Genomic DNA, 23,595 nt, shown 5'->3' on the forward strand with positions numbered 1-23,595 from the left:
TCCTGGGGCTGAAGTAGGTCCCAAGGGTTGGGCTGTTCGCCCATTAAAGCGGTACGCGAGCTGGGTTCAGAACGTCGTGAGACAGTTCGGTCCCTATCTGTCGTGGGCGTAGGAAATTTGAGAGGAGCTGTCCTTAGTACGAGAGGACCGGGATGGACGTACCGCTGGTGCACCAGTTGTTCCGCCAGGAGCACGGCTGGGTAGCTAAGTACGGAAGGGATAAGCGCTGAAAGCATCTAAGCGTGAAGCCCCCCTCAAGATGAGATTTCCCAGTATGTAAGACCCCTTGAAGACGACGAGGTAGATAGGTTGGAGGTGGAAGTGCAGCAATGCATGGAGCTGACCAATACTAATCGGTCGAGGGCTTATCCTAAATATAACGCAAAACGTTTCGTATCTAGTTTTCAGGGAGTCAATCTCTGTAACTGCATAAAAGGTTATGATGGAGAGATACCCAAGTGGCTATAAGGGGACCCTCTGCTAAGGGGTTAGACTGCGAAAGTGGTGCGAGGGTTCGAATCCCTCTCTCTCCGCCATTCATATAACCTGATTGCAAACCATGTATAATATGGCGGCGTAGCTCAGCTGGCTAGAGCGTACGGTTCATACCCGTGAGGTCGGGGGTTCGATCCCCTCCGCCGCTACCATACATACCTGGAGGCTTAGCTCAGCTGGGAGAGCATCTGCCTTACAAGCAGAGGGTCGGGGGTTCGATCCCCTCAGCCTCCACCATGTACATAATTGAATACGCCGGTGTAGCTCAATTGGTAGAGCAACTGACTTGTAATCAGTAGGTTGGGGGTTCAAGTCCTCTCGCCGGCACCAGTTATTTTAAATGCGGAACCGTGGTGTAGAGGCCTAACATGCCTGCCTGTCACGCAGGAGATCGCGGGTTCGAATCCCGTCGGTTCCGCCATTTATTATAATGTTACACTTCAAAAAGTGTGAGAGAAGCGAGAAGCTTCACACTATTTTTTTGTGAATTACATATGGCTCGGTAGCTCAGTCGGTAGAGCAGAGGACTGAAAATCCTCGTGTCGGCGGTTCGATTCCGTCCCGAGCCACCTTTATATCATGGAGGATTAGCGAAGTGGCCAAACGCAGCAGACTGTAAATCTGTTCTCGTACGAGTTCGGTGGTTCGAATCCATCATCCTCCACCAGTTTTAAGAGCCATTAGCTCAGTTGGTAGAGCACCTGACTTTTAATCAGGGTGTCGAAGGTTCGAGTCCTTCATGGCTCATCCCAAAAAGTCGTCAACATTGTTGGCGGCTTTTTTTCGTTTGTTTTTTTCTATATTTCAGTTATTCCGGCCGGTTGTGCTAAAATAAATAAAAAAACGACAAAGTGGTGGAGTCATCTATGGCGGAGTTGGAGCAAATCGTTGAAAGTTTGGAACGCATGCTGGGTACCACAGTAACCCTTAAATCATGGAGCGAGAGTGATACGGACTCTTGTTTGGGCCATGATTCAGGTTCGCAAGCGAAAAAGAGAGAGATGAAACAACCCAAAGCCGGATCTGCTGCCAATCATAAAAAGGAACTCATCTTAGAATCCGATTACGGTATCCTTAATGACGAATCAAAAGGAAAGCCATTGCTTGAAGGAGATATACGGGCGGCCTATAGAGATATGAAACCGGGTGCATTTTTTTTATACAGAAACCGGCGAGATTTGGTTTAAAACGGCATTATCCGAAGAAAAGCCTGCAGTGGTAGCCATACAGGCTGAACATCTTTCCGAAACCGAGGCCAACCTGATCAGCCTGCTCCTACAAAATGTAGCCGAACCGGTTCTATCGTTGCCGGGAACGCAAACCATTGGCAAGGGAGAAGGTGAACGGCGGGCAAAACGCCTGGGCGCATGGTTAAATGAACGGTTTCACGAAGAAGAATATGGGTCACCGCTGCCGGAAGAATTCAAAACAAAGCTGGCTGTCACCGAGGAGATGGTTCCGTTCCTGCTCGTCAACGAGAGCCATCACGAGGCTGATATTTCCTACAAGGCGCTGCAGAGATTGCTGCGCAGTTATTTTGACGGCGAGATTGTGCTCATTCTTCTCGAGGATAGCGAGTGGCTGTTCCTTGCGGATCCCAGGCTGCTGGATGGTCTCTCGGACGAGAAGGAGGACCATGAGGAAGAAAACGGACAGGACCTGCTGTCTCTTTTTTGCATGGGATTGTATGAATTGGTTTCGAGCGAGTGGGTTGGGGATTTTCATGTGGCCGCAATCCCGCAGGTTAAAGTTATGGATCAGTTGGTCGAGGGGCTAAGGCTGCTTCGGGAGACGTTATTGATCGGGCGAACTTTTAATGTCAAGGAGCATATTCACCTTTCCGACGGACTGCATTTGGAACGCTTGTTGTACAGTATTCCGGATGAGCAGCGGACCCGGTTCCTGGAGGAATATGCAAGTCATCACATGAATGTCTTTGAGGATGAGGAAACCGTTTCGACGCTGGAAAGCTTTTTCGAGCTGGACTGCAACGTAAGCGAGACAGCGAAACGTTTATATATCCACCGCAATACGCTGCTGTACCGGCTGGACAAGATCAAGCAGGAAACCGGACTGGATGTGCGCAGCTTCGGGGATGCGGTATTGGTGAAGTTAACGCTGCTATTGTATAAATTAACGAAAAGGAAATAGGTTTTTTGTGCAGATTGTGTATAGCCAGTCAGTGGCCCATCGGTTAATATTAGACTATAAATTGTATTCGATTTCATAATTTTGATGAGGGGGCAAAAAGCATGGCAGGCGTACGTTTAGAACACATTTACAAGAAATATGCAGGTGCTGATAAAGCAACGGTAATCGATGTTAACCTCGATATTAAAGATAAAGAGTTTCTGGTATTGGTAGGTCCTTCCGGCTGCGGTAAATCCACAACTTTGCGGATGATCGCAGGACTCGAAGAAATTTCCGAAGGTAAACTGTATATTGGCGACCGCGTAGTTAACGATGTTGCACCGAAAGACCGCGATATCGCGATGGTATTCCAATCCTACGCCCTGTATCCGCACATGAATGTGTATCAGAACATGGCCTTCGGCTTGAAGCTCCGTAAAGTGAAAAAGGATGAAATCGACAAGCGTGTACGTGAAGCAGCAAAAATCCTGGACATCGAGCATTTGCTCGACCGCAAACCGAAAGCTCTTTCCGGTGGTCAGCGTCAGCGTGTGGCCTTGGGCCGCGCGATTGTCCGCGATCCGCAAGTGTTCCTCATGGACGAACCTCTTTCCAACTTGGACGCTAAACTGCGCGGTCAGATGCGCGCCGAAATCACAAAGCTGGTTAAACGTCTTGAAACCACTTGTATCTATGTAACGCACGACCAGATTGAAGCGATGACGATGGGTGACCGTATCGTGGTTATGAAAGACGGCATCATCCAGCAGGCAGCTTCTCCTGAAGAGCTCTACAACCAGCCGGAGAACATGTTCGTTGCGGGCTTTATCGGTTCCCCAACCATGAACTTCATCAACGGCAAACTGTCCGAGCAAAACGGCGACGTATACTTTACGGCTCAAGGCTTGAACGTTCAAGTACCAGGCGGAAAAGCCCAGCTGTTGAAAAACAAATCCATGATCGGAAAAGAAGTGATTATGGGCGTTCGTCCGGAGGATATTCATGAGGAGCCAGTGTTCCTTGAAGCTTCCCCGAACACCATCTTCAGCGCTAAAGTTGACGTTACCGAGAACCTGGGTCACGAAATGCTCTTGTATCTGAGCGGTCTTGGCAACGATACCGTAATCGGACGCGTGGACGGACGTTCCACTACCCGCGAAGGCAACAACGTTAAACTGGCAATCGACATGAACAAAGTTCATATCTTTGATAAAGAGTCCGAACTGAACGTATTGTTGGGAGACTAATTCTCCGGCAGTCGGCTTTCTTTCGAAAAACCGCCCCACAGGGCGGTTTTTTTTTAGATATAAGAGTATAAGCTTCGAAAGACGCGGCTTCCTTATCTCGCAAGAAAACTTCCGCTATATGAGGTCTGGCTTCCTTGAAAATGTACGTCGATAGACGTTTTTTTTTATTGGAATCATTGGGAAAGGAAGGTCTTTGTTCATTCGCTGGCGTGGATCATGTGAAAAATGTCGAACGTGATGGACTCAGTCATCCGTCATGAACGACGGATCGAAACTCTGGAATCGTTGCAATTCGCCCTGAATTCCTGTTAAGATATCAGGAAGTAAGGCTATTTTTTAAGTATGAAATTATTTGGATACTCGGCTTGCGTTAACTTTCAGAGACGCCTGTATTTTTCGAAGAACCAAGGGTCGTTGATACTTGCGTATTTAAAATGCATCGATGAGCGGATCGGATAAGATCTGCGTTAAGATTTTCTACATAGGGAAGAAAAGGGGTACAACCATGGCCAAAAAAAGTGAAAGTGTCCGAGCTAGTGCAGCAGTTCCAGTTGGAGGTCATTTCAGGAGAAGCAGGTTTAAAACGTCAGATTACAACGGATGACTTGAATCGGCCGGGATTGGAAATGGCCGGTTATTTTGAATATCACCCGCGCGAGAGGGTTCAGCTGCTGGGACGGACGGAGCTTGCTTTTTTTGCAATGCTTACGCCTGAGGAACGCAAAGAGCGGATGCGCCGATTGTGCACGGATGAAACGCCCTGCATCGTGGTTACCCGCTCTTTGGAGGTCCCGGAAGAGCTGGCCGAGGTCAGCAACGAAAAAAGGCCTGCCTGTTCTCCGAAGCAGCATGGCGACCACGATTTTGACAAGCCGGATCACGAGCTTTTTGGAACGCCGGCTTGCCCCGACCACGACCATCCACGGGGTATTGTGCGACGTTTACGGCGTAGGCATGCTTATTACCGGCTCCAGCGGCATCGGCAAGAGCGAAACGGCCCTTGAGCTTGTAAAAAGAGGACACCGCCTCATTGCGGACGATGCCGTGGAAATTCGTCAAACCTCGGACTTTCAGCTTCACGGAACCGCCCCTGAGCTGATCCGTCATCTGCTGGAGATCCGCGGTGTCGGCATTATTAACGTTATGACCTTGTTTGGCGCGGGTGCGGTACGCAACAATAAACGGATCACCCTGGTCGTTCGCCTGGAAGCCTGGCAGCAGGATAAACAATATGATCGACTGGGACTGGATGAAGAAACCACTCGCATTATTGATACGGATGTTCCTCTCGTGACGATTCCGGTTCGTCCCGGGCGTAACCTGGCTGTCATTATTGAGGTAGCGGCGATGAACTACCGTTTGAAGCAGATGGGACTGAACGCAGCGCTGCAATTCACGAACAAGTTGACGGCTACGATTGCCGAAGATATGGATGATTTGGACTAGGGGGGAAATGGATGTCAACACTGCTGATCGATCCGGTGGCTTTTTCCATCGGCTCGCTGCGCGTCCACTGGTATGGCATTATCTTGGGTCTGGGAGCCCTTGCCGGGCTTTTGCTTGTCATTCGCGAAGGCAAACGCTTCGGCATTCCGCAGGAATTTTTCATGGACCTGCTGCTTCTTGGCGTTCCTTCCGCTATTATCGGGGCGCGAATATACTATGTGGCATTTAAATGGGAAGATTATAAAGATAACTTCGTCGATGTATTCAAAATATGGAACGGCGGCATTGCCATTTACGGTGCTCTGATTGGTGCCATTATATGTGCCGTTATTTATGTGCGTTATAAAGGGTATAAATTTTGGCGAATCGCCGACATGTGCGCGCCTTCCCTTCTGGTGGGGCAGATGATCGGGCGCTGGGGCAACTTCGTGAATCAGGAAGCGTACGGCGGTCCGGTAGAGGAATCCTTTTTGCGGAATAACCTGCACTTGCCCGATTTCATCGTCAATCAAATGAACGTGGAGGGCGTGTTCCATCATCCGACGTTCCTGTATGAGTCCATGTGGAACCTTGCGGGCATCATTCTGTTGTTGGTCCTCCGCAGACAAAAATTTTTGCGTGTAGGCGAGCTCTTTATCGGGTACTTTATCTGGTATTCCATCGGCCGTTTCTTCATTGAAGCGGTTCGTACCGACAGCCTTGCGTTTCAAGGGCCTTCGGCATTGGCCTCCTTCATCAACGGGCTGTGGAGCCCGATGACATGGATGGGCTTCGAGCAGGGTTATCTCGATCCGGCATACGGCAACATCCGGATTTCCCAGCTTCTCCCCATTTTGATCGTAGTCGGCGGCATTGTGCTGATTATTGTTCGCCGCGTAACCGGAAGAGCCAATGAACGTTATCTGGATCCGGTGTATTGTAGCAAGCCGGGGGCAGCTCCGACGCCTGAAGCCGATTTGAACCGCAAGCAGCAGCCGGTCGCGAAAGCCCCGCAGGCAGCACCTGCCGATAGGCATCCGCACCCGGCAGACCAAGACATAATTCCGGCAGAACGGGATACAAATACAGCGGACTCCGGAATCAACAACAGAGAGCCTGACGACAAAAAGGAGTAGGCAGCATGATTGAAACCGTACTGTTTGATTTGGATGGAACGATTATAGATACAAATGAATTGATCATATCCTCTTTCATGCATGTGTTTGAAAAGGGACCGAAAGGTCCCTTGTCCAGAGAAGGCATCATTCCGCATATGGGTACCACGCTGGAGTACCAGCTGCAGACCTTTTCGGGACAAGAGGATGTAAGTCAGCTTGTACCGCTCTACCGTGCTTACAACCAAGAGCATCACGACGAGATGGTCCGTCCGTTCCCTCATGTCAATGAAGTGGTGCAATGGCTGCACGGCCAGGGAATTTCCATGGGGATCGTGACGACCAAAATCCGCCCGTCAACCCTGATGACGCTTGAAAAATTCGATCTGGCCCCATACATGTCCGCGGTTGTTACGGTAAGCGATGTAGAGCATCCGAAACCGCATCCGGAGCCTGTTCTGAAAGCTGTGGAGCAGCTGGGCTGCAAGCCTGAGACAACGCTCATGGTCGGTGACAGCGCGGTGGATATCCAGTCGGCAAAAGCGGCGGGCGTGCTGGCTGCCGGCGTATCCTGGTCCCTGAAGGGGGAACAGGTGCTTAGGGACAAGGGTGCTGATTTTATTTTGAAAGATATGCGGGATTTATACCGTATTGTAGGACAGAAGCAGGAATAGGAGCCGAGGGAATGGCCAGAAAGGTAACCCGCTATCCCGTAGAGGGGCATAATGCGCTGTGGCATATTTACCGTACAGTGAGCCCGTTCAAGGGCGTTAAAAAACTTCATTTTTATCCAGTTTGCGCGTTACTGCCCCGTGCTGTCGATGAAAAACTGGATTTACCGGAATATCCTCGGCATGAAAGTGGGCAAGCACACGGCTTTTGGTTTAATGGTCATGGTGGATGTGTTCTTTCCGGAAAAAATTACGGTCGGCGAAAATTCCGTCATCGGTTATAACACGACCATTTTGGCCCATGAGTACCTGATCCGGGAATACCGTCTGGGAGAAGTCGTTATTGGAGAAAATGTGTTGATCGGCGCGAACGTGACCATTTTGCCGGGAGTAACGATCGGGGATGGAGCCGTGGTAGCGGCCGGAGCGGTTGTGCATAAAGATGTGGCCCCGGGCTCTTTTGTGGGCGGAAACCCGCTGCGGGAACTGAAACGGGCAACCCCGGAAAGGGAGTCAAATTGAGACAAACGGCACTGCCGGGTTCCAAAAGACCTGTTAATATTGTAAAATGAATAGGGCAAACAAAACGAAAGAATCATAGGGTCCCCTGGGTAGCTGCCTTGCGGGGCTTTTTTCGTTGGCACAGGAATTAGGAAGCAAAAAGCAAAAATAAGCAACAAACTCCCGGTTATCGTCGTCTTATCTATGAAAGAGAAAACTTAATCTGCCCTGTACGCTCTGTCACCTCATTCCCAGCCGAGCGTTTTTTTCTTTTGTATTCGATTCGGGCCGTTTATACTTTGTTTTTTAAAGGAGATTGAAAGAATGGAAGCTACGATCAAGAAAAAAGAAAGGCTGCCGCAGCTGGACATTTATCGGGCATTGGCCATTTTGGGCGTGCTGCATGTCCATGCGACCTCGTTCGCGACGGTCGATGCCATCGATTCCCGATTCTATTACATTATCAACTTCTTGAACATCTTTTTTAAGTATGGAACACCGTCGTTCATTTTCCTGAGCAGCTTTGTGCTGTTTTACAATTATTATGACCGTCCTCTGACCAAAAGCCTGATTGCGAATTTTTACAAAAGACGGCTGCTTTACATCCTGCTCCCGTACCTGCTGATCTCCATAGGCTACTTTTTGATCCGGCTGGAACAAAACGGTATGCTGAACAGCTCGCTAGACTGGGGTGCGCAGATTCCGGTGTTCCTGGATCGTTTGGCCAAGGGGCAAAACTACACACACTTATATTTTGTATTTATCAGCCTTCAGTTCTACATTCTGTTCCCGCTTTTCCTCATGCTGTTTAAATCGTCCAAACTCCTGGTAAGATGGGCGGTGCCGATCGGTTTTCTGCTTCAGTGGGGCTTTATCGTGTGGAACAAATACGAGCTGCATTACTCGACAAAGGGCAGCTTGGCGATTTCCTATCTGGCGTATTACTTGCTGGGTGCATACCTTGCCATCAATTACGACAAGTACAAAGTCTGGCTGACTTCGGCATGGAAGAAGCAGACATCGGGACAAAAAAGAGCCACCATCGCTCTCTGGGGCGGCTGGCTCGCCCTTGCGCTGACTCACGTACAGCTGTGGTATAACACGCGGCTGCTTGGCGCAAAATATGACTCTCTATGGTACGAGTTCCTCTGGAACATGCATACCGTCTTTTCGGCGCTGGTCCTGATGCAGGCTGCAAATTGGCTGTATAACAGCGGTTGGAAAAAAATCATCGCTGTTTTGACGAGGATCGGCGAGCTGTCCTTTGCCATTTACCTCGTGCATCCGCTCTGGCTGGCGTTTTACCGGAAGTTTGATTTCAACCTGAATCCGGTAACGGATGACTATCTAATGTGGATATACGGCGGCATGGTTTCGGCGCTCATCGTAAGCGCGCTGGTCACCCAATTCATTCTCCGGCGTATTCCGGGTGCCTGGATGCTGCTCGGCAGCGTACCGCGCTCCCTGAAGCCGAAAGCTCCGGCACAGCCGCAAACCAGACGGGAACCGGTGGCTGGAGACAGCAAGCGATCGGTGGATCTGTAGGGAGCCTTGTCCTGCAAGGACTTCAAAAAATGAATAACATCTTTTTGGCGATTCAGCCAGAGTTAAACCGTCCGGGAAACCGGACGGTTTTTTGTTGCGGAAATCATGAGCCGGGTTGGCGTCCAGACATAGGGTCAAAAATAACGGCGGCGGTTCCATTGTTCAAACTTCAGGGAGATGGATGGATTTTCCACAATGCAGGACAAAGGTGGGTTATAATATCAAAAAAGTGGTCAGCGCACATTAGCAAAACGCTATGAGAACCTATACTTTTTTAAGGAAGGCTAGAGGTTTGAACGGCACGAGCAGGAAATGAATCCGATAAAACTTCCGTTTTCATTGCGTCGATTGACGGTAAAGCCGGAAGTATGGTAATATAGCCAATATTCTTTAATTTGTTAGCACGGTAGTACTGTACCACAATAAAGAAACGTGGGTTAATTGGGATATTCGTTATTTCTCATTATATATACAAGACATTTATAACGGTAATTTCAAAGGCAAACATATTCGAGGTGAATCGCATGTCTAAACCAAAAGGATTTGAGAAACCTGCAGGCGTTCGTGACTATCTCCCTCATGCGGTAGCACGGCTCCGCCGGATCGAGTCTCAGGTGCTCAAATGCATGGAACGCTGGGGTTATCGGCAAATCATGACGCCAACGATGGAATATTACGATACGGTTGGCGTAGCCAGCTCGACGTCTGACCAAAAGTTATTCAAGCTGTTGAACAACCGGGGCACGACCATGGTGCTCCGTTCCGATATCACGGCGCCGATTGCCCGGGTAGTCGCTTCCCTGCTGAAAGAAGAACCGCTGCCGATCCGTTTGTCGTACCATGCGAACGTCTTCCGAGCCATAGAGGAAGAGGCCGGACGCGAGGCCGAGTTTTTCCAGACCGGCGTGGAGCTGGTCGGCGATGACTCGCCCGAGGCGGATGCGGAGGTTGTGGCGTTGGCGATTGAATCGCTGCAGGCGGCCGGCGTGAACACGTTCAAAATCGCCATGGGGCATATGGGCTTCCTTAACGGCCTGCTGCAGGAGGCGCTGCCGGAGCGGGTGGAAGACCAGGAGAGCTTGAAGCAGGATTTGCTCAACCGGGACTATGTCGGATACCGGAATGCGATCGACGATCTTCGACTGTCCGAGGATCAAGCGAATGAGCTTGAAGGCATCCTCCGCCTTCGCGGCGGCCGGGAAGTCTGCGAGGAAGCAATGGAGCTCAGCGGCGATCCCTTGGCCCGCTCTTCCATAGAGCATCTGTGCAAGGTGTGGGAAGTGCTGGAGGCCCACGGCGTATCCGAACATGTACTGATCGACCTGACGATGATCGGGGACTTCTCTTATTATACGGGGATGATTTTCGAGGGTTATGCGGCGGAGATCGGGTCTCCGGTAGCAAGCGGCGGGCGTTACGACAAACTGCTGAAGCAGTTTGGGCGCAGCGTTCCGGCAACGGGGTTCGCGATCAAGACAAACCGTATCCTGGATGGCGTGCGTTGGGATGAGCCGGACGAGGAACGGCCGATTTTGATTCAATATACGGCGGAGCATCGGAAGGCAGGTCTGATGAAAGCTGCCGGACTTCGGAAAGAGGGACGGATCGTCGTCACCTCGCTGCTTGGCGATGATGCGGAAGGCATACATCGGGATGCCCGAAATGATCAGGGTTCCCGCCGAGGGCTGCTTCATAACGGCTATAAGGAAATCATCACGTTTTCATAGATGAATAATCGTTTAAAACTGACATGAGGAGGTGCGGAAAATGGCAGAAGTTTTAAAAGTGGCTATGCCAAAGGGACGCATTTACAAAAAAAGCCTCGGCGCTGTTCCGTTCAGCCGGGCTGCCTATTCCGCTCGACGTGGATGAAACGCGAAAGCTTGTCATTCCGCTGCCGGAGGCGGGCATGGAGTTTATTCTGGCCAAACCGGTGGATGTACCGACTTATGTCGAGTACGGCGTAGCCGATATCGGCATTGTGGGCAAGGATGTGCTGATGGAAGAGGATAAGGACGTGTATGAGCTCCTGGACCTCGGCATTGCCCGGTGCCGGATGTCGGTCATCGGGCTTCCCGATTGGACCCCGGGCATCCGCCAGCGCGTGGCGACGAAGTACCCGAACGTGGCTTCCCGGTACTTCCGGGAGCAGGGGCAGCAGGTGGAGGTCGTCAAGCTCAACGGCTCGATTGAACTTGCGCCGCTGATCGGGCTCGCGGACCGGATTGTCGATATGGTGGAAACCGGGCAGACGCTGCGCGAGAACGGGCTTGTGGAGCTGACGAGCATTTTTGAAATCACGAGCCGGTTGATCGCCAACCGGGTAAGTTACCGGATGAAGAACGGAGAAATTCAGAGGCTTTGCGACAGGCTGCAAAAGGTAATCCATGCGGAGGCCTCGAAATCCTAACGGAATGGCTTCAGAATGAATTGTCGAACGGATCCATGCATGGAGATGACAGGTAAGGGGGAATCGGTAATGAAGGTTGTATCGTTGCGTGACTTTAATTTGAACCGGGAGAGCGATTACGGAACGCCGGAACAGAACGAAACGGTTAAAGCGATCATCAAAGCCGTTCGTGCAGAGGGCGATGCCGCCCTGCTTCGATATACGGAGCAGTTCGACAAAATGAGGCTGAGCGGGAACCAACTGCGTGTGCAGGATGATGAGCTGAAAGCCGCGTATGGGAAGGTGGAGCCGTCATTTGTGACGGCGATCCGGGCAGCGGCGGATAACATCCGGGCTTTTCATCAGAAGCAAAAGCGCAGCTCATGGATGGATTTTCAACCGGACGGCAGCATGTTGGGACAGATCATTCGGCCGCTGAAGAGGGTCGGCGTTTATGTGCCCGGGGGGAAAGCCGCCTATCCTTCATCCGTGCTAATGAATGTGATTCCTGCTCAGGTAGCGGGCGTGCCGGAGATCGTCATGGTTACGCCGCCGGCAACCGCGGGCCGGGAAGGAATCAATCCCTACATCCTGGTTGCCGCAGCCGAAGCGGGCGTAACCGAGATTTACCGCGTTGGGGGAGCTCAGGCCATAGCCGCTCTTGCTTATGGGACGGATACCATTTCGGCAGTCGATAAAATTTGCGGGCCGGGCAATATTTACGTTGCCCTGGCAAAACGGGAGGTTTACGGCGCCGTCAATATCGACAGCATCGCAGGGCCAAGCGAAATCGTCGTGCTGGCCGACGATACGGCAGAACCTTCCTATATCGCGGCGGACCTGCTGTCGCAAGCGGAGCATGACGAGATGGCGTCCGCTGTGCTTGTGACACCGTCCCAAGCGCTGGCCGAGGCAGTGTCGGCCGAGGTGGAGCGCCAGCTGGAGCTGCTTCCGCGCCGCGATATCGCCCGCGCCTCGGTGGACAACTACGGAGCGGCCATCGTAACGGCATCCCTTGATGAGGGGATCGAAACGGTGAACCGGCTCGCGCCGGAGCATCTGGAGATCGTGACGGAGGAGCCGATGGCGATTGTCGGCCGGATCGAGAATGCGGGCGCGATATTCCTCGGTCCGTACAGCTCGGAGCCGGTCGGCGATTATTTTGCGGGGCCGAACCATATCATTCCGACGAACGGGACGGCAAGGTTCTCCTCGCCGGTGGACCTTGACGATTTTATCAAGAAATCAAGCATGATTTATTACAGCCGGGAGGCGCTGCTCCGCGACGGCGAAACGATTATGGAACTGGCCCGTCGGGAAGGGCTGGAAGGCCATGCGAGAGCGATCAAAATCCGGCTGGAGCAGGAGACCAAAACAAGGGGGCAATCATCGTGAGCACATTTGAACCGAAAGGGCGGACCTCGAGCGTCAGCCGCAAAACGAACGAAACGGACATTACCCTGGCGTTTAACGTCGATGGAACCGGCGTATCGGAGCTGGAGACGGACGTGCCTTTTCTGAACCATATGCTGGACCTGTTCACGAAGCACGGCCAGTTCGATCTTCGCGTGAAGGCCAACGGGGATATCGAAATCGACGATCACCACACGGTAGAAGACATCGGCATCTGCCTGGGCCAGGTGCTGCGGGAAGCCTTGGGAGACAAAAAAGGCATCAAACGGTACGCGAGCGTGTTCGTGCCTATGGACGAGGCGCTTGCGCAGGTTGTGATCGACGTCAGCAACCGGCCGCATTTTGAATACCGCGCGGAATACCCGGCGCAGCTGGTAGGCTCGTTCGATACGGAGCTGGTCCATGAGTTCCTGTGGAAATTGGCGCTTGAAGCCCGCATTACGCTGCATGTCATCGTCCATTACGGGCGGAATACGCACCATATGGTCGAAGCCGTATTTAAAGCGCTTGGCCGTGCTTTGGATGAAGCGACGAGCATCGATCCGCGCGTAACGGGCGTGCCTTCCACGAAGGGAGTACTGTAAGCCATGGCCATCGCGATTGTGGATTATGGCATGGGCAATCTGCACAGCGTCGGCAAAGCGGTAGAGCGGCTCGGTTACGAGCCGCTTGTCACCGGGGAGAGGGCGGAAATATTGTCCGCGGACGGCATCATTCTGCCCGGCGTAGGCGCTTATGGCGACGCAATGGAGCATCTCCGCGAGTCGGGACTGGATATCGTCATGAAGGAAGCGGCATCCGGCACGAAACCGCTGCTTGGCATCTGTCTCGGGATGCAGCTCCTGTTCAGCCGCAGCGAGGAGTACGGCGCGCATGACGGGTTGGACATTTTGCCGGGTTCGGTCGTCCGTTTTGACGGAGGGGATTACAAGGTACCTCATATGGGATGGAACAGCCTGCGGTTTCTGCAGCCGGAGCATCCGCTCTTTGCGGGGCTTGAGGAAGGGCATGCGTATTTCGTCCATTCATATCATGTTCTTCCTGAGGCAAAATCAGATCTGCTGGCGGTAACCGACTACGGGCAGCCGGTCACCGCGATCGTCGGTCGCGGTTCCGTCTGCGGCATGCAGTTCCATCCGGAGAAAAGCGGGGAGCTGGGGATGAGTTTGCTGCGTAATTTTTTGTCCATGACGAAGAGCCAGAGGCGTTATTAAATCATACTTGAGGAAGCGGGGATAAACATGTCATCTTTTATCATCTATCCAGCGATCGATATCCGGGGAGGCAAGTGCGTCAGGCTCGTACAGGGCGATTACAACCAGGAGACCGTCTATAACGACAGCCCGCTGCAGGTAGCGCGCTCTTGGGAGGAGCAGGGCGGAAAATTCATTCACCTGGTGGATCTGGACGGCGCTAAAGCGGGGCATCCGGTAAACGAAACGATTATCGCGGAAATTGCCTCAAGCGTAAGCGTTCCGGTACAGGTCGGGGGAGGCTTGCGGAGGCTGGAGGATGTGGAGCGCCTGCTGTCGCTGGGTGTGAGCCGCGTGATCATCGGGACGGCTGCGATCGAGGACCGTGAATTTACGGAGACGGTTCTTGGGCGATATGGAGACAAGGTGGCCATCGGCATCGATGCCCGGAACGGTTATGTGGCTACCCGGGGCTGGCTTGAAACGTCCGAGGTCCAGGCCGAGGTCCTTGCGAAGGAACTGGCGGCCAAAGGCGCGGAGACGTTTATTTTTACGGATATCTCTCGCGACGGGATGATGCAGGGGCCGAACGTGGAAGCCATCGTGGCGTTGGCGAAGGCGAGCGGGCGCACGGTGATTGCTTCGGGCGGCGTGACCCGGACGGACGATCTGCTCGCGCTAAGCAAACACAGCGGGGACGGCGTAGGCGGCGCAATCGTGGGAAAAGCCCTGTATACGGGCAGCATCGATTTGGCTAAAGCGTTGGAGCAAATCGGGTAATGCAGTATGATGCGAACGCCCTTGCGTGGCTGGGAACACGGAGGAAGGCTGTCTCTGAAGAAGCAACGGACGGAATAGGAGATGGAACAACAGACACTGCAAAAATATGCGGGAAAGAGGGAGAGAAAACATGCTGGCCAAGCGGATTATTCCGTGTCTGGACGTAAAGGACGGGCGGGTTGTAAAAGGGGTAAACTTTGTAAATCTCCGCGATGCGGGCGATCCGGTAGAGCTTGCCGCGCTGTATGATCGCGAAGGAGCGGATGAACTGGTCTTTCTGGACATCTCGGCTTCGGTCGAGGGTCGGGCTACGATGGAGGAGGTCGTGCGCAGAACGGCCGGAGAAATCGCGATTCCGTTCACCGTCGGCGGCGGCATATCCTCCGTGGATGACATGAAACGGATTCTGCGTGCGGGGGCGGATAAAATCGGCATCAATACCGCTGCCGTACGGCAGCCGGAGCTCATCTCAGCCGGGGCGCGCCGGTTCGGCTCGCAGTGCATTGTCGTGGCGGTTGACGCGAAGTACAACGAGGCTTGGGGAGAGTGGGAAGTATACACTCACGGCGGACGCACGCCTTCAGGCATCAAGGCGCTCGATTGGGTAAAGCGGGCCGAGTCGCTCGGCGCGGGCGAAATCCTATTGACGAGCATGGACGCCGACGGAACGAAGGACGGGTTTGACCTGGCGTTGACCGCGGCTGTCTCGAGCGCCGTGTCGATCCCGGTGATCGCTTCGGGCGGTGCGGGGAAAGAGGAGCATTTTTACGATGCGTTCACTTCCGGAAAAGCCGATGCCGGGCTTGCCGCAACCATATTCCATTACAAGGAAATTTCCTTACCGGATTTGAAACAACATTTGAGACAAAAGGGAGTGGACATCCGATGAGCGGGAATATGAAGTTGGATTTGTCGTTGGAGCAGGTGCTGGAGCATATCCGCTGGGACCAGGCGGGACTCGTGCCCGCGATCGTTCAGGATGCGTCCAGCAAAGAAGTGCTGATGATGGCTTACATGAACCGGGAAGCGCTGCGGCGCACGCTGGACAGCGGGGAGACGTGGTTTTGGAGCCGTTCCCGCGGGGAACTGTGGCACAAAGGCGCGACTTCGGGCCATACCCAGTCGATCGTGTCCATAGCTTACGATTGTGACGGAGATACGCTGCTCGTGCAGGTGAATCCGAAAGGACCCGCCTGTCACACGGGTGAAAATACATGCTTTTTTAACGAAATTACGCTTGAAGGGCAGCCGAGTTTGTCAGGCGAAGACAACAAACCGGGCCTTGGCGGCGGCCGTTTTGCGGTACTGGGCGAATTGGAAAAGATTATCGCGCAACGGGAGGCGGAGCTCCCGGAGGGAGCTTATACTACGTACCTGTTTAATAAAGGCGTGGATAAGATCCTGAAAAAGATAGGCGAGGAAGCGTCGGAGACCATTATTGCGGCAAAAAACCGGAATAATGACGAGCTTCGCCTGGAAGCGAGCGATTTGATCTACCACCTGCTGGTGCTGCTGCAGGAACGCAAGCTGCCGCTTGACGATATCATGGCTGAGTTGAACCGCCGCCATGAACGGCCCCGTCGCGATTAGAAAGGGGCTAAAAAAGCTTATGCTTATCGATTATCATACCCATCATGCCCGCTGCGGCCATGCGGCCGGGGAATTGGAAGAGTATGTGAAGCGGGGCATTGAACTGGGCCTTGATCAACTGGGGTTGTCGGATCATATGCCGCTGATTCATGTGAAACCGGAAGAATACTACCCCGGAATGGCGATGCCCATGGAAGAGCTTCCGCGTTATGTCGAAGAATGTTTGTCGCTGAAAGAAAAGTATAAAGGCCGGATCGAGATCCGGGTGGGCTTGGAAGGCGATTATATCGAAGGGTACGAACGGCAGATCGAGAAGATTATCCGGGGCTACCCGTGGGATTACGTGATCGGCTCCATACACTTTTTGGGAAAATGGGACATTACGGACTACCGCCAAACGCATGGCTGGGAAGATAAGGACCCGCTTGTGGTGTACCGCCGGTATTATGACGCGGTGCAGAAAGCGGCGGCAACCGGGTTTTATGATATCATGGGACATCTGGACGTGATAAAGAGGTTCGGGTTTGGACCGGGGCCGGAGCATGCGGATGAGGTTATAGCGATGGAAAAAGCGGCCCTCGCCGCTGTTGCCCGGAACGGCAAAGCGATGGAGCTAAACGCTTCGGGGTTGTCCAAGGACTGCAAGGAGATGTTCCCGAGCCGGCGGATGCTTGAAGAAGCGGTGCGTCTTGGCATTCCGCTCACCCTCGGTTCCGATGCCCACCACCCTCAGAAGCTGGGCGAAAACCTGGATCAAGCGCGTGCGCTTCTCGCTGAGCTTGGCGTCGAAGGGGTTGCTGTCTTCAAGAACCGTAAAAGGGAAATGGTGCCTTTGAGATCGGGGTTAACCGATGTATAATGGAGAAGACAACAGTGAGGCTGTATTTCCGTCGATCATAACATCTCCCCTTGAGGGAAGGATGCCTAGACGGAGGGCAGCCTGCTTTGCCGACAGCGCTTTCTTTTTTTCGGAAAGGCGGAAATAAAATACGTCACTATTCTCGGTATCCCAGGAGGATCTCATGTATCATAAACTTCGGCTGTTCGCCGGATCGTCCAACCCGAAGCTGGCAGCGAGCATTTGTGAAAAGCTTGGCGTTGAAATGGGTAAAATCAAAATTTCCCGCTTTAAAAGCGGGGAAATTTACGTCCACTATGAGGAAAGCATCCGCAACTGCGATGTCTTTCTCCTGCAATCCTTCTCTCATCCGATCAACGAAATGTTCGTCGAGCTGCTTGTCATGATCGATGCGGCCAAACGTGCCTCTGCCCGGACGATTAATATCATTGTTCCGTATTACGGCTATGCGCGCCAGGAGCGCAAGACGGCCCCTAGGGAACCGATCTCCGCCAAAATGGTGGCTGACGTCCTGACGACTGCCGGTGCCAGCCGCGTCATTACGATCGATCTGCATGCTCCGGCTATTCAGGGCTTCTTTAATATCCCGGTCGATCACTTGACGGCACTTGATCTCATAACGGATTATTTAAAAAGCAAAAATATCGAAAGGCCGGTAATCGTCTCGCCGGACGCCGGGCGCGCCACAACGGCGGAAAAGCTTGCAAACCGGCTGGGGGCGAGGTTCGCCATGATGATCAAGCAGCGCCCCGCGCACAATGAATCGGTTATCACCCATGTAATCGGCGATGTAAAGGACCGGACGCCCATCATTATCGAGGACTTGATCGATACGGGGTCCACGATCGTCCATGTGGTGGAAGCTTTGAAGGAGCGCGGCGCCAGAGATGCCATCGTCTGTTCGACACATGGCGTATTCTCGGGCGGGGCCCTTGACCGTCTGGACCATGCGCATATCGAAGAAATGGTGATTACGGATTCCATTGCACTGCCCGATGACCATAAAGGTTTCGTTAAAGTATTGTCCGTAGCCTCCATGTTGGCGCAGGCAACGCATATCATTACGGAGGGTGGCTCCATTGCCACTTTATTCAAGGACGCCGGCGTGTGAAAACCGGCGTCTTTTTTTCTGCAAATGACGTTGTAACATGTTATACTGTTGGGGATAGAGAAGCAAGTTAAAGGAGGTGCCTTGCTTCCGTGAAACCATTTTCGTCGGGTTCAAAGAACCTGCACAATATTATACCTATCGAAATGAACGCTAATTTTTTCTTTGATCGCGCCGTAAGATCGCTTGATCGTTACCAATATGACAAGGCACTGAAATATTTTCGCAAAGCTGTTGAATATGAGCCGGAAAATCCGGTGAACCATTGCAATATGGCGGGTATATTATCAGAGACGGGCGATTACGAGGGCTCGAACCGGGTGCTGCGGCATGTTTTGGACGAAGTCGATTCCACCATGACGGAATGTCATTTTTATATGGCGAACAATTACGCCAACATGGAGTTGTTTGAAGAGGCGGAGAAAGCGCTGATCACTTACCTGGAGGAGGATCCCAGCGGTCAGTTCATGGACGAGGCGGAAGAGATGATGGAGCTGCTCCATTATGAATTGAACCGTCCGACCAAGGTAAACCGGATCAAGAGCCGGGAAGGCATGGTCGAGCATGAAAATGCCCGGGCTTTGCTGGAGGACGGGAAGTTTGCCCAGGCAGCCAAACTGCTGGAGGCCATTGTGGACGAGTGTCCGGATTTTCTGGCGGCGCGCAACAACCTGGCCCTCGCATATTATTATATGGGCCGGTTCGCCAAGGCCAAGCAGACCATTGAGGACGTGTTGGAATTGGAGCCGGGCAATTTGCACGGATTGTGCAACCTGGCTATATTTTTCCAACATGAGAATAACGCTGAGCAGCGGGAACGGCTGGTGAATATGCTGGCCGTTACCGTGCCGTTTCACCAGGAGCATGTGTTCAAGCTGGCAACGACCATGGGCATACTAGGCAAGCATGAAGCGGCTTACGACAACTTCCGCCGTCTGTTGAAGAATGAGGAGTTCAACAGTGACCCGAGTCTATATCATTATGCTGCGGTTGCCGCGTGCAACAGCGGTTATTATGATGCGGCAGCGAAGCATTGGCGGCAATGCAAAAAGCTCGATCCGGAATCGGTGATTCCGGACTTCTATCTCGCCCAGATGCAGCAGATGAAGCAATCCGAAGTCGGAACGATGAAGGTAAGCTACCATTATCATCTTCCGTTTGACGAGCAGTTTAAGCGCTGGGAGCAGGACGGCGATGCGTTGACGGAGGAAGCGAAGCACAATCCGCTGATTCGTTCGTCATTCTTTTGGGCGCTCCGGCACGGAGAGCCGCATATCAAGCTTCAGGTCATCCGAACGCTTGAGCGAATTGCGGACGAAGAAGTGCAGCATGCGCTCCAACTGTTTCTGCAGGAACCCGGTGAGGATGCGGAATTGAAAGATGCGGCACGTCTTGTGCTGCAGCAGCTGGAGAGCGACAGTGCACGCTTGCATGAACGGGAGGCGGGACCGAAGGCCCGGGAAGTCCGGCCGGATTGGCACCACAGCTGGCAGGAAGTGCTGGATAAGGTGTTCCAATCGATGGACAAGCGTACCGATCCCTTCCGGAAACGGGAGATGGAGGCGCTCTGGTCCGGGTTTTTGAGCCGCCTGTATCCGGACATTCCCAATATTCGCAATACCTCGGGTTGGGCGGCGGCACTTGAATATACGGCAGCCAAATTAAGAGGCCGCGCATATACGTATGAAGAGATGGCGGACCGTTACGGCATATCTTCATCCACCGTACGCCGCTATGTCCGGCAGATGGATGGGATCTGCGGAAATAAAGGGGAGGATAAGGAAGGTTTTCGCCCTTTTACAGAAAAAATCTAGTTATTCATTCCGATCTTCCCGGTGATTAAAAGCGAGCTTTTGAACTTGCCATTATAGGACAGAATAAATGTATGAGACAATGCCAAAGGAGGTTACCACATATGTACAAATCAATCGTAATCGGGACAGGACCAGCCGGGCTGACGGCGGCCATCTATCTGGCTCGCGCCAATATGAAGCCGCTTGTTATCGAGGGGATGCAGCCGGGCGGCCAGCTGACGACAACGACCGAGGTCGAGAATTTCCCGGGTTTCCCGCAGGGGATCATGGGTCCGGAGCTGATGGACAACATGCGTCAGCAGGCCGAACGCTTTGGAGCCGAGTTCAAAAGCGCCTGGGTCGAGTCGGTGGACTTCTCCAAGCGTCCCTTCAAAGTCAACGTAGAGGGAATGGGCGAGTTGCTTGCGGAGTCCGTGATCATTTCTACCGGCGCGTCGGCTAAATACCTCGGCATTCCCGGGGAACAGGATAACGTGGGGCGCGGCGTAAGCACCTGTGCAACGTGCGACGGATTTTTCTTCCGCGGCAAAAAAATCATCGTGGTTGGCGGCGGGGACTCCGCCATGGAGGAAGCCAGCTTCCTGACCCGCTTTGCTTCCAGCGTAACGCTGGTGCACCGCCGCGACGAGCTGCGCGCATCGAAAATCATGCAGGACCGGGCACGCGGAAACGAGAAGGTGAAATGGGCTCTGAACCGTACGCCGCTTGAAGTGGTAACGGACGACACCGGCGTAAAAGGACTGAAGGTTCGCAACAACGAGACCGGTGAAGAAGAACTGATCGAGGCGGAAGGCGTGTTTGTGGCGATCGGACATACGCCGAACACCGGTTTCCTGGGCGGTCAGGTTACGACCGACGAGACGGGATACATTCTCGTGAAGCCGGGTACGACCGAGACTAATATTCCGGGCGTATTTGCTTGCGGAGACGTACAGGATACACGCTACCGCCAAGCCATTACGGCCGCCGGTTCGGGCTGCATGGCCGCCATGGACTGCGAGAAGTTCATCGAGGGCAATATGGTCCATGACTGGAGCGAAACGCTGAATTCGTAATCCAAGTTTCTAGTTAAAGTCGGCAACCTCTGATTCGAATTTCTAGTCCAGGCCAGCCAGAGATTTCTGGGTGGCCTGTTTGTCTAGGGATTTTACTTGCGTGCTGTCTTCACCGTTAATCAATGATATAATGGTAAAAAATTTGACAGGTTAGATTATTGAGGGGGAAAGCCAATGCATAAGGCGATCCGGTTCAGGGCGGCAGTAGCGCTGATGTTCGGAATGATCGGCCTGTTGTCTGCTCTAACATCGGTCTACCTGCTGCGGGTGGATAAGAATCATGATGGTATAGGAGCGATGATCTTCCTGACGCTGCTGGCCCTGTTTTTTTGCTCTCGGGCATATGAGCGTTTTAATGGTGCTGATCCGAAAGAAGCGGAAGGGGACGTCGTCTGGGACATGAATTTTCCTGCCATGCATGGCAGGCCGGCGATTTATCGGCGGTTGGAATGTGGAATACGGTAGAGGAGGAGCGATTTTTTGAAAAACTATTTAAAAAGAAACAAGTATACTTGGATTGTCCTTGCACCGCTCATTGGGGGATGGCTGTTTAATTTTTTGATGTTTCGGCTGCCGTTTTCAGGTTTTTTAATCTGGACGGTCAATCTGGGCTTTATTTTGTTCTGGTTTTGGGCCGGCCGGCAGTTTTCGCAAATGACTACGCGTAAGGTATACGGATTTTTTATTTGGCAACAGTTTGTGGCTCTTGTCTTTTTTGCTGTATATTTGGCAGTTTGTGCTTTTGGATGAGGCGTCCAGAAACATGATGCTCGCCGGTCTGTCCCAATATTACATGCTGTTTATGATTATTATCGGAACCCAGATCCACATAGCCTATTCGGCAGTCATCAATTCCACCGAAATCGTCATCATTTCTTATACGCTGATGTTTATCGTTTTTTCAGTAGGTTTTATGTATCAGGGGATCAAAGGAAAAACACCATCCAAATTGCGCTAACCCTTCGGTTATGCCGCATTTTGCTTATAGATTAAAGTTCTCCCTAGAAATGCCGAATAGGGCTGCCTCATATTGAAGGTTCAGCCCCTATCTGATCGCAGGGAGGAGCGTTCTGTCGCTTTAACTCCCGACGCGGGTCAATTTACCGATGATTTTTCGGACGCTCTCTCCGGATAAAAAATAAATCCGTTCAAGCTCTTCTATGGAACGGCCTTTGCAATAAGCTTGATACATCTCCTCATTGCGGCGTTCGATTCGCGCTTTGGAACCGCTCAGTTCTCCCCAGCCGGCTCTTTGCTCGCCTTGTTTAGGAATATAGAGCAGTTCTCCGTCGATATATTGTTGAATTTGCTGCAGCAGCTCGGGGGGAAGCACATCTCTTCCGTTTTTGTAATACCCCATCGATGCCCTCCTCTATGGAAATGATAGTTAAGCAGTCGCTGGATTTCATCGCAGTCGCGTTGAACATGGCTCACCCTCCCTCCTTTCGTCATTGAAATTTAGCTGAAACGGTAATGGGAGAGCCCGTTTTCAGGGCTCTCCTTGTTAAAGGGCATCCGCTTACGCGAATACCACCTCATGGTTCTGAATCAATTCGTTCAGCCTCCTTTCCGGTCATTTCGTCGGCCCGACATCTATATTAAGCCATACCGAAGCATGCGACCGCAAGAGAGAAAACGATCAAAACTGTTTTTTACCAGTGAAAGTGGCAAGGAAGCCCATTTACGGAGGACGTCATATCTTCTAAAACGCGGTATGTTTGTAAGTAGATAACCCGTACGTGTTACAGGTTTATGGCCTTATTTGCGTTCTTAACATCGTTGGCGAGCAGCTGATTTAAGTTATAGGAAGGATACAGCCCGCGTTCATACATAAAGTTGAACACCTTGGCATGCAGGGCAATAGCGTTATTCAACTGTTTCACGAAGGTCTCTCTCAGTTTGGGCGTTGCCGTTTCGGTAATGGCTATGGCATAACTGCGGACGGAAGTTTTGGCAAAACCAAGGAGTTGGGCCGCATAAAACGCAGTCAGGTCAATGCCATCCTCGCTGTTCCGGCTGTACATGGGGGCCTCGGGATAAAATTGCAGCAGCTCTTTGAGATTCATCTCTACGCCCTTGATTGCCTCGATATAGAGCGCACGAAGCTTGGGGTCTTTAATATCGTTCAGGACCATTTTGAAATTCATTAAATTATTGGACTGGTACGCCGTCAATTCGTGCATTTCCAACGTTTCATGCCAGGCCAGGTGCTCCGGGTTTTGCTTGTTCGGCATTTCAAATCCCTCCATCATCAATATGCTTCAG

The 23,595-nt window shown here is 52.3% G+C and carries 23 protein-coding genes, 8 tRNA genes, 1 rRNA gene and 3 pseudogenes; 33 read left to right on the forward strand and 2 right to left on the reverse strand.

Going from position 1 to position 23,595, the window contains the following annotated elements; all coding sequences use genetic code 11:
- The 33 genes and pseudogenes from XI25_RS18205 to XI25_RS18355 form a co-directional block, all read left to right on the forward strand.
- Nucleotides 1-373: ribosomal RNA gene (locus XI25_RS18205) — 23S ribosomal RNA — on the forward strand; the annotation flags it as partial.
- Nucleotides 374-444: 71 nt separating this feature from the next.
- Nucleotides 445-536 (forward strand) — tRNA-Ser (locus XI25_RS18210).
- Nucleotides 537-570: 34 nt separating this feature from the next.
- A tRNA-Met gene (locus XI25_RS18215) sits at nt 571-647 on the forward strand.
- Between the two features lie 9 nt (nt 648-656).
- Nucleotides 657-732 (forward strand) — tRNA-Val (locus tag XI25_RS18220).
- Nucleotides 733-749: 17 nt separating this feature from the next.
- Nucleotides 750-825: transfer RNA gene (locus XI25_RS18225), tRNA-Thr, on the forward strand.
- 14 nt (nt 826-839) lie between these two features.
- Nucleotides 840-916 (forward strand) — tRNA-Asp (locus XI25_RS18230).
- A 75-nt stretch (nt 917-991) separates the two neighbouring features.
- Nucleotides 992-1,064 (forward strand) — tRNA-Phe (locus XI25_RS18235).
- 12 nt (nt 1,065-1,076) lie between these two features.
- A tRNA-Tyr gene (locus XI25_RS18240) sits at nt 1,077-1,162 on the forward strand.
- A gap of 7 nt (nt 1,163-1,169) precedes the next feature.
- Nucleotides 1,170-1,242, forward strand: a tRNA-Lys gene (locus tag XI25_RS18245).
- A 119-nt stretch (nt 1,243-1,361) separates the two neighbouring features.
- Nucleotides 1,362-1,682 carry a hypothetical protein gene (locus tag XI25_RS31460; RefSeq protein WP_052759670.1) on the forward strand — a complete coding sequence of 107 codons (321 nt, stop codon included), beginning with the start codon at nt 1,362-1,364 and terminating at the stop codon, nt 1,680-1,682.
- The gene (locus XI25_RS18250) at nt 1,642-2,646 is read left to right on the forward strand and encodes a PucR family transcriptional regulator (protein ID WP_052759671.1); all 1,005 of its coding nucleotides are present in this window, start codon (nt 1,642-1,644) and stop codon (nt 2,644-2,646) included. Before XI25_RS31460 ends, XI25_RS18250 begins: the two co-directional genes overlap by 41 nt.
- Nucleotides 2,647-2,747: 101 nt before the next feature.
- Nucleotides 2,748-3,872, forward strand: coding sequence for an ABC transporter ATP-binding protein (locus XI25_RS18255; protein ID WP_046679643.1), 1,125 nt, complete (start codon nt 2,748-2,750; stop codon nt 3,870-3,872).
- Between the two features lie 536 nt (nt 3,873-4,408).
- Nucleotides 4,409-4,636 (forward strand): annotated as a pseudogene (locus XI25_RS34965) (HPr(Ser) kinase/phosphatase); the annotation flags it as partial.
- Nucleotides 4,623-5,318: an HPr(Ser) kinase/phosphatase gene (gene hprK / locus XI25_RS18260; protein ID WP_235439975.1), complete on the forward strand. Its 696-nt coding sequence runs from the start codon at nt 4,623-4,625 to the stop codon at nt 5,316-5,318. The pseudogene XI25_RS34965 and the gene hprK, both read left to right, overlap by 14 nt.
- Before the next feature lie 11 nt (nt 5,319-5,329).
- Entirely contained in the window at nt 5,330-6,433 is a 1,104-nt protein-coding gene (gene lgt / locus XI25_RS18265) for a prolipoprotein diacylglyceryl transferase (RefSeq protein ID WP_046679644.1), read from the forward strand.
- Between the two features lie 5 nt (nt 6,434-6,438).
- Nucleotides 6,439-7,086: a pyrophosphatase PpaX gene (ppaX, locus tag XI25_RS18270; protein WP_046679645.1), complete on the forward strand. Its 648-nt coding sequence runs from the start codon at nt 6,439-6,441 to the stop codon at nt 7,084-7,086.
- Between the two features lie 327 nt (nt 7,087-7,413).
- Nucleotides 7,414-7,578: pseudogene (locus XI25_RS36945) on the forward strand (DapH/DapD/GlmU-related protein); the annotation flags it as partial.
- A gap of 330 nt (nt 7,579-7,908) precedes the next feature.
- Nucleotides 7,909-9,129 carry an acyltransferase gene (locus tag XI25_RS18280; protein WP_046679646.1) on the forward strand — a complete coding sequence of 407 codons (1,221 nt, stop codon included), beginning with the start codon at nt 7,909-7,911 and terminating at the stop codon, nt 9,127-9,129.
- Nucleotides 9,130-9,653: 524 nt separating this feature from the next.
- A complete protein-coding gene (locus tag XI25_RS18285; RefSeq protein WP_046679647.1) occupies nt 9,654-10,856 on the forward strand; it encodes an ATP phosphoribosyltransferase regulatory subunit in 1,203 nt (400 codons plus the stop codon).
- A 40-nt stretch (nt 10,857-10,896) separates the two neighbouring features.
- Nucleotides 10,897-11,539, forward strand: a pseudogene (gene hisG / locus XI25_RS18290) (ATP phosphoribosyltransferase).
- 69 nt (nt 11,540-11,608) lie between these two features.
- The gene (gene hisD / locus XI25_RS18295; RefSeq protein WP_046679648.1) at nt 11,609-12,913 is read left to right on the forward strand and encodes a histidinol dehydrogenase; all 1,305 of its coding nucleotides are present in this window, start codon (nt 11,609-11,611) and stop codon (nt 12,911-12,913) included.
- A complete protein-coding gene (gene hisB / locus XI25_RS18300; RefSeq protein WP_046679649.1) occupies nt 12,910-13,515 on the forward strand; it encodes an imidazoleglycerol-phosphate dehydratase HisB in 606 nt (201 codons plus the stop codon). Before hisD ends, hisB begins: the two co-directional genes overlap by 4 nt.
- Before the next feature lie 3 nt (nt 13,516-13,518).
- A complete protein-coding gene (gene hisH / locus XI25_RS18305; protein WP_046679650.1) occupies nt 13,519-14,145 on the forward strand; it encodes an imidazole glycerol phosphate synthase subunit HisH in 627 nt (208 codons plus the stop codon).
- Nucleotides 14,146-14,172: 27 nt separating this feature from the next.
- Nucleotides 14,173-14,904 carry a 1-(5-phosphoribosyl)-5-[(5-phosphoribosylamino)methylideneamino]imidazole-4-carboxamide isomerase gene (gene hisA / locus XI25_RS18310; RefSeq protein ID WP_200901443.1) on the forward strand — a complete coding sequence of 244 codons (732 nt, stop codon included), beginning with the start codon at nt 14,173-14,175 and terminating at the stop codon, nt 14,902-14,904.
- Between the two features lie 130 nt (nt 14,905-15,034).
- Entirely contained in the window at nt 15,035-15,793 is a 759-nt protein-coding gene (gene hisF, locus XI25_RS18315; RefSeq protein ID WP_046679716.1) for an imidazole glycerol phosphate synthase subunit HisF, read from the forward strand.
- Entirely contained in the window at nt 15,790-16,494 is a 705-nt protein-coding gene (gene hisIE, locus XI25_RS18320) for a bifunctional phosphoribosyl-AMP cyclohydrolase/phosphoribosyl-ATP diphosphatase HisIE (protein WP_046679652.1), read from the forward strand. Before hisF ends, hisIE begins: the two co-directional genes overlap by 4 nt.
- A 19-nt stretch (nt 16,495-16,513) precedes the next feature.
- On the forward strand, nt 16,514-17,353 hold the full coding sequence (gene hisJ, locus XI25_RS18325; protein WP_046679653.1) for a histidinol-phosphatase HisJ: 840 nt from the start codon (nt 16,514-16,516) through the stop codon (nt 17,351-17,353).
- 163 nt (nt 17,354-17,516) lie between these two features.
- Complete coding sequence (locus XI25_RS18330) at nt 17,517-18,464, forward strand: ribose-phosphate diphosphokinase (protein WP_046679654.1); 948 nt, start codon at nt 17,517-17,519, stop codon at nt 18,462-18,464.
- 143 nt (nt 18,465-18,607) lie between these two features.
- Nucleotides 18,608-20,275: a tetratricopeptide repeat protein gene (locus XI25_RS18335; RefSeq protein WP_200901445.1), complete on the forward strand. Its 1,668-nt coding sequence runs from the start codon at nt 18,608-18,610 to the stop codon at nt 20,273-20,275.
- Between the two features lie 101 nt (nt 20,276-20,376).
- On the forward strand, nt 20,377-21,330 hold the full coding sequence (gene trxB / locus XI25_RS18340; protein ID WP_046679656.1) for a thioredoxin-disulfide reductase: 954 nt from the start codon (nt 20,377-20,379) through the stop codon (nt 21,328-21,330).
- A 174-nt stretch (nt 21,331-21,504) separates the two neighbouring features.
- The gene (locus tag XI25_RS18345; protein WP_046679657.1) at nt 21,505-21,795 is read left to right on the forward strand and encodes a hypothetical protein; all 291 of its coding nucleotides are present in this window, start codon (nt 21,505-21,507) and stop codon (nt 21,793-21,795) included.
- A gap of 15 nt (nt 21,796-21,810) precedes the next feature.
- Nucleotides 21,811-22,080: a hypothetical protein gene (locus tag XI25_RS18350; RefSeq protein ID WP_046679658.1), complete on the forward strand. Its 270-nt coding sequence runs from the start codon at nt 21,811-21,813 to the stop codon at nt 22,078-22,080.
- 13 nt (nt 22,081-22,093) lie between these two features.
- Nucleotides 22,094-22,288 (forward strand): hypothetical protein, encoded by a 195-nt coding sequence (locus tag XI25_RS18355; RefSeq protein ID WP_046679659.1) that lies wholly within the window; start codon nt 22,094-22,096, stop codon nt 22,286-22,288.
- A 120-nt stretch (nt 22,289-22,408) separates the two neighbouring features.
- Here XI25_RS18355 and XI25_RS18360 read toward each other — a convergent pair whose 3' ends face one another.
- Nucleotides 22,409-22,690, reverse strand: a complete 282-nt coding sequence (locus XI25_RS18360; protein WP_046679660.1) for a CD3324 family protein — start codon at nt 22,688-22,690, stop codon at nt 22,409-22,411.
- 382 nt (nt 22,691-23,072) lie between these two features.
- The gene (locus XI25_RS18365; RefSeq protein ID WP_046679661.1) at nt 23,073-23,564 is read right to left on the reverse strand and encodes a spore coat protein; all 492 of its coding nucleotides are present in this window, start codon (nt 23,562-23,564) and stop codon (nt 23,073-23,075) included.
- Nucleotides 23,565-23,595 lie beyond the last annotated feature (31 nt).

Source organism: Paenibacillus sp. DMB20 (assembly GCF_000987955.1).
In the GTDB taxonomy this organism is placed as follows: domain Bacteria; phylum Bacillota; class Bacilli; order Paenibacillales; family Paenibacillaceae; genus Paenibacillus_AQ.

Bases quoted from the DNA above. Each gene is read 5' to 3' on its own strand.
- XI25_RS18365 (WP_046679661.1), bottom strand. From the start codon at position 23,564: ATGCCGAACAAGCAAAACCCGGAGCACCTGGCCTGGCATGAAACGTTG.
- hisD (WP_046679648.1), top strand. From the start codon at position 11,609: ATGAAGGTTGTATCGTTGCGTGACTTTAATTTGAACCGGGAGAGCGAT.
- hprK (WP_235439975.1), top strand. From the start codon at position 4,623: ATGAAACGCCCTGCATCGTGGTTACCCGCTCTTTGGAGGTCCCGGAAG.
- XI25_RS18255 (WP_046679643.1), top strand. From the start codon at position 2,748: ATGGCAGGCGTACGTTTAGAACACATTTACAAGAAATATGCAGGTGCT.
- hisA (WP_200901443.1), top strand. From the start codon at position 14,173: ATGTCATCTTTTATCATCTATCCAGCGATCGATATCCGGGGAGGCAAG.
- XI25_RS18330 (WP_046679654.1), top strand. From the start codon at position 17,517: ATGTATCATAAACTTCGGCTGTTCGCCGGATCGTCCAACCCGAAGCTG.
- trxB (WP_046679656.1), top strand. From the start codon at position 20,377: ATGTACAAATCAATCGTAATCGGGACAGGACCAGCCGGGCTGACGGCG.
- XI25_RS18345 (WP_046679657.1), top strand. From the start codon at position 21,505: ATGCATAAGGCGATCCGGTTCAGGGCGGCAGTAGCGCTGATGTTCGGA.
- hisIE (WP_046679652.1), top strand. From the start codon at position 15,790: ATGAGCGGGAATATGAAGTTGGATTTGTCGTTGGAGCAGGTGCTGGAG.
- XI25_RS18280 (WP_046679646.1), top strand. From the start codon at position 7,909: ATGGAAGCTACGATCAAGAAAAAAGAAAGGCTGCCGCAGCTGGACATT.
- ppaX (WP_046679645.1), top strand. From the start codon at position 6,439: ATGATTGAAACCGTACTGTTTGATTTGGATGGAACGATTATAGATACA.
- XI25_RS18285 (WP_046679647.1), top strand. From the start codon at position 9,654: ATGTCTAAACCAAAAGGATTTGAGAAACCTGCAGGCGTTCGTGACTAT.
- XI25_RS18335 (WP_200901445.1), top strand. From the start codon at position 18,608: ATGAACGCTAATTTTTTCTTTGATCGCGCCGTAAGATCGCTTGATCGT.
- XI25_RS31460 (WP_052759670.1), top strand. From the start codon at position 1,362: ATGGCGGAGTTGGAGCAAATCGTTGAAAGTTTGGAACGCATGCTGGGT.
- hisH (WP_046679650.1), top strand. From the start codon at position 13,519: ATGGCCATCGCGATTGTGGATTATGGCATGGGCAATCTGCACAGCGTC.
- hisJ (WP_046679653.1), top strand. From the start codon at position 16,514: ATGCTTATCGATTATCATACCCATCATGCCCGCTGCGGCCATGCGGCC.
- hisF (WP_046679716.1), top strand. From the start codon at position 15,035: ATGCTGGCCAAGCGGATTATTCCGTGTCTGGACGTAAAGGACGGGCGG.
- lgt (WP_046679644.1), top strand. From the start codon at position 5,330: ATGTCAACACTGCTGATCGATCCGGTGGCTTTTTCCATCGGCTCGCTG.
- XI25_RS18355 (WP_046679659.1), top strand. From the start codon at position 22,094: ATGATGCTCGCCGGTCTGTCCCAATATTACATGCTGTTTATGATTATT.
- XI25_RS18360 (WP_046679660.1), bottom strand. From the start codon at position 22,690: ATGGGGTATTACAAAAACGGAAGAGATGTGCTTCCCCCCGAGCTGCTG.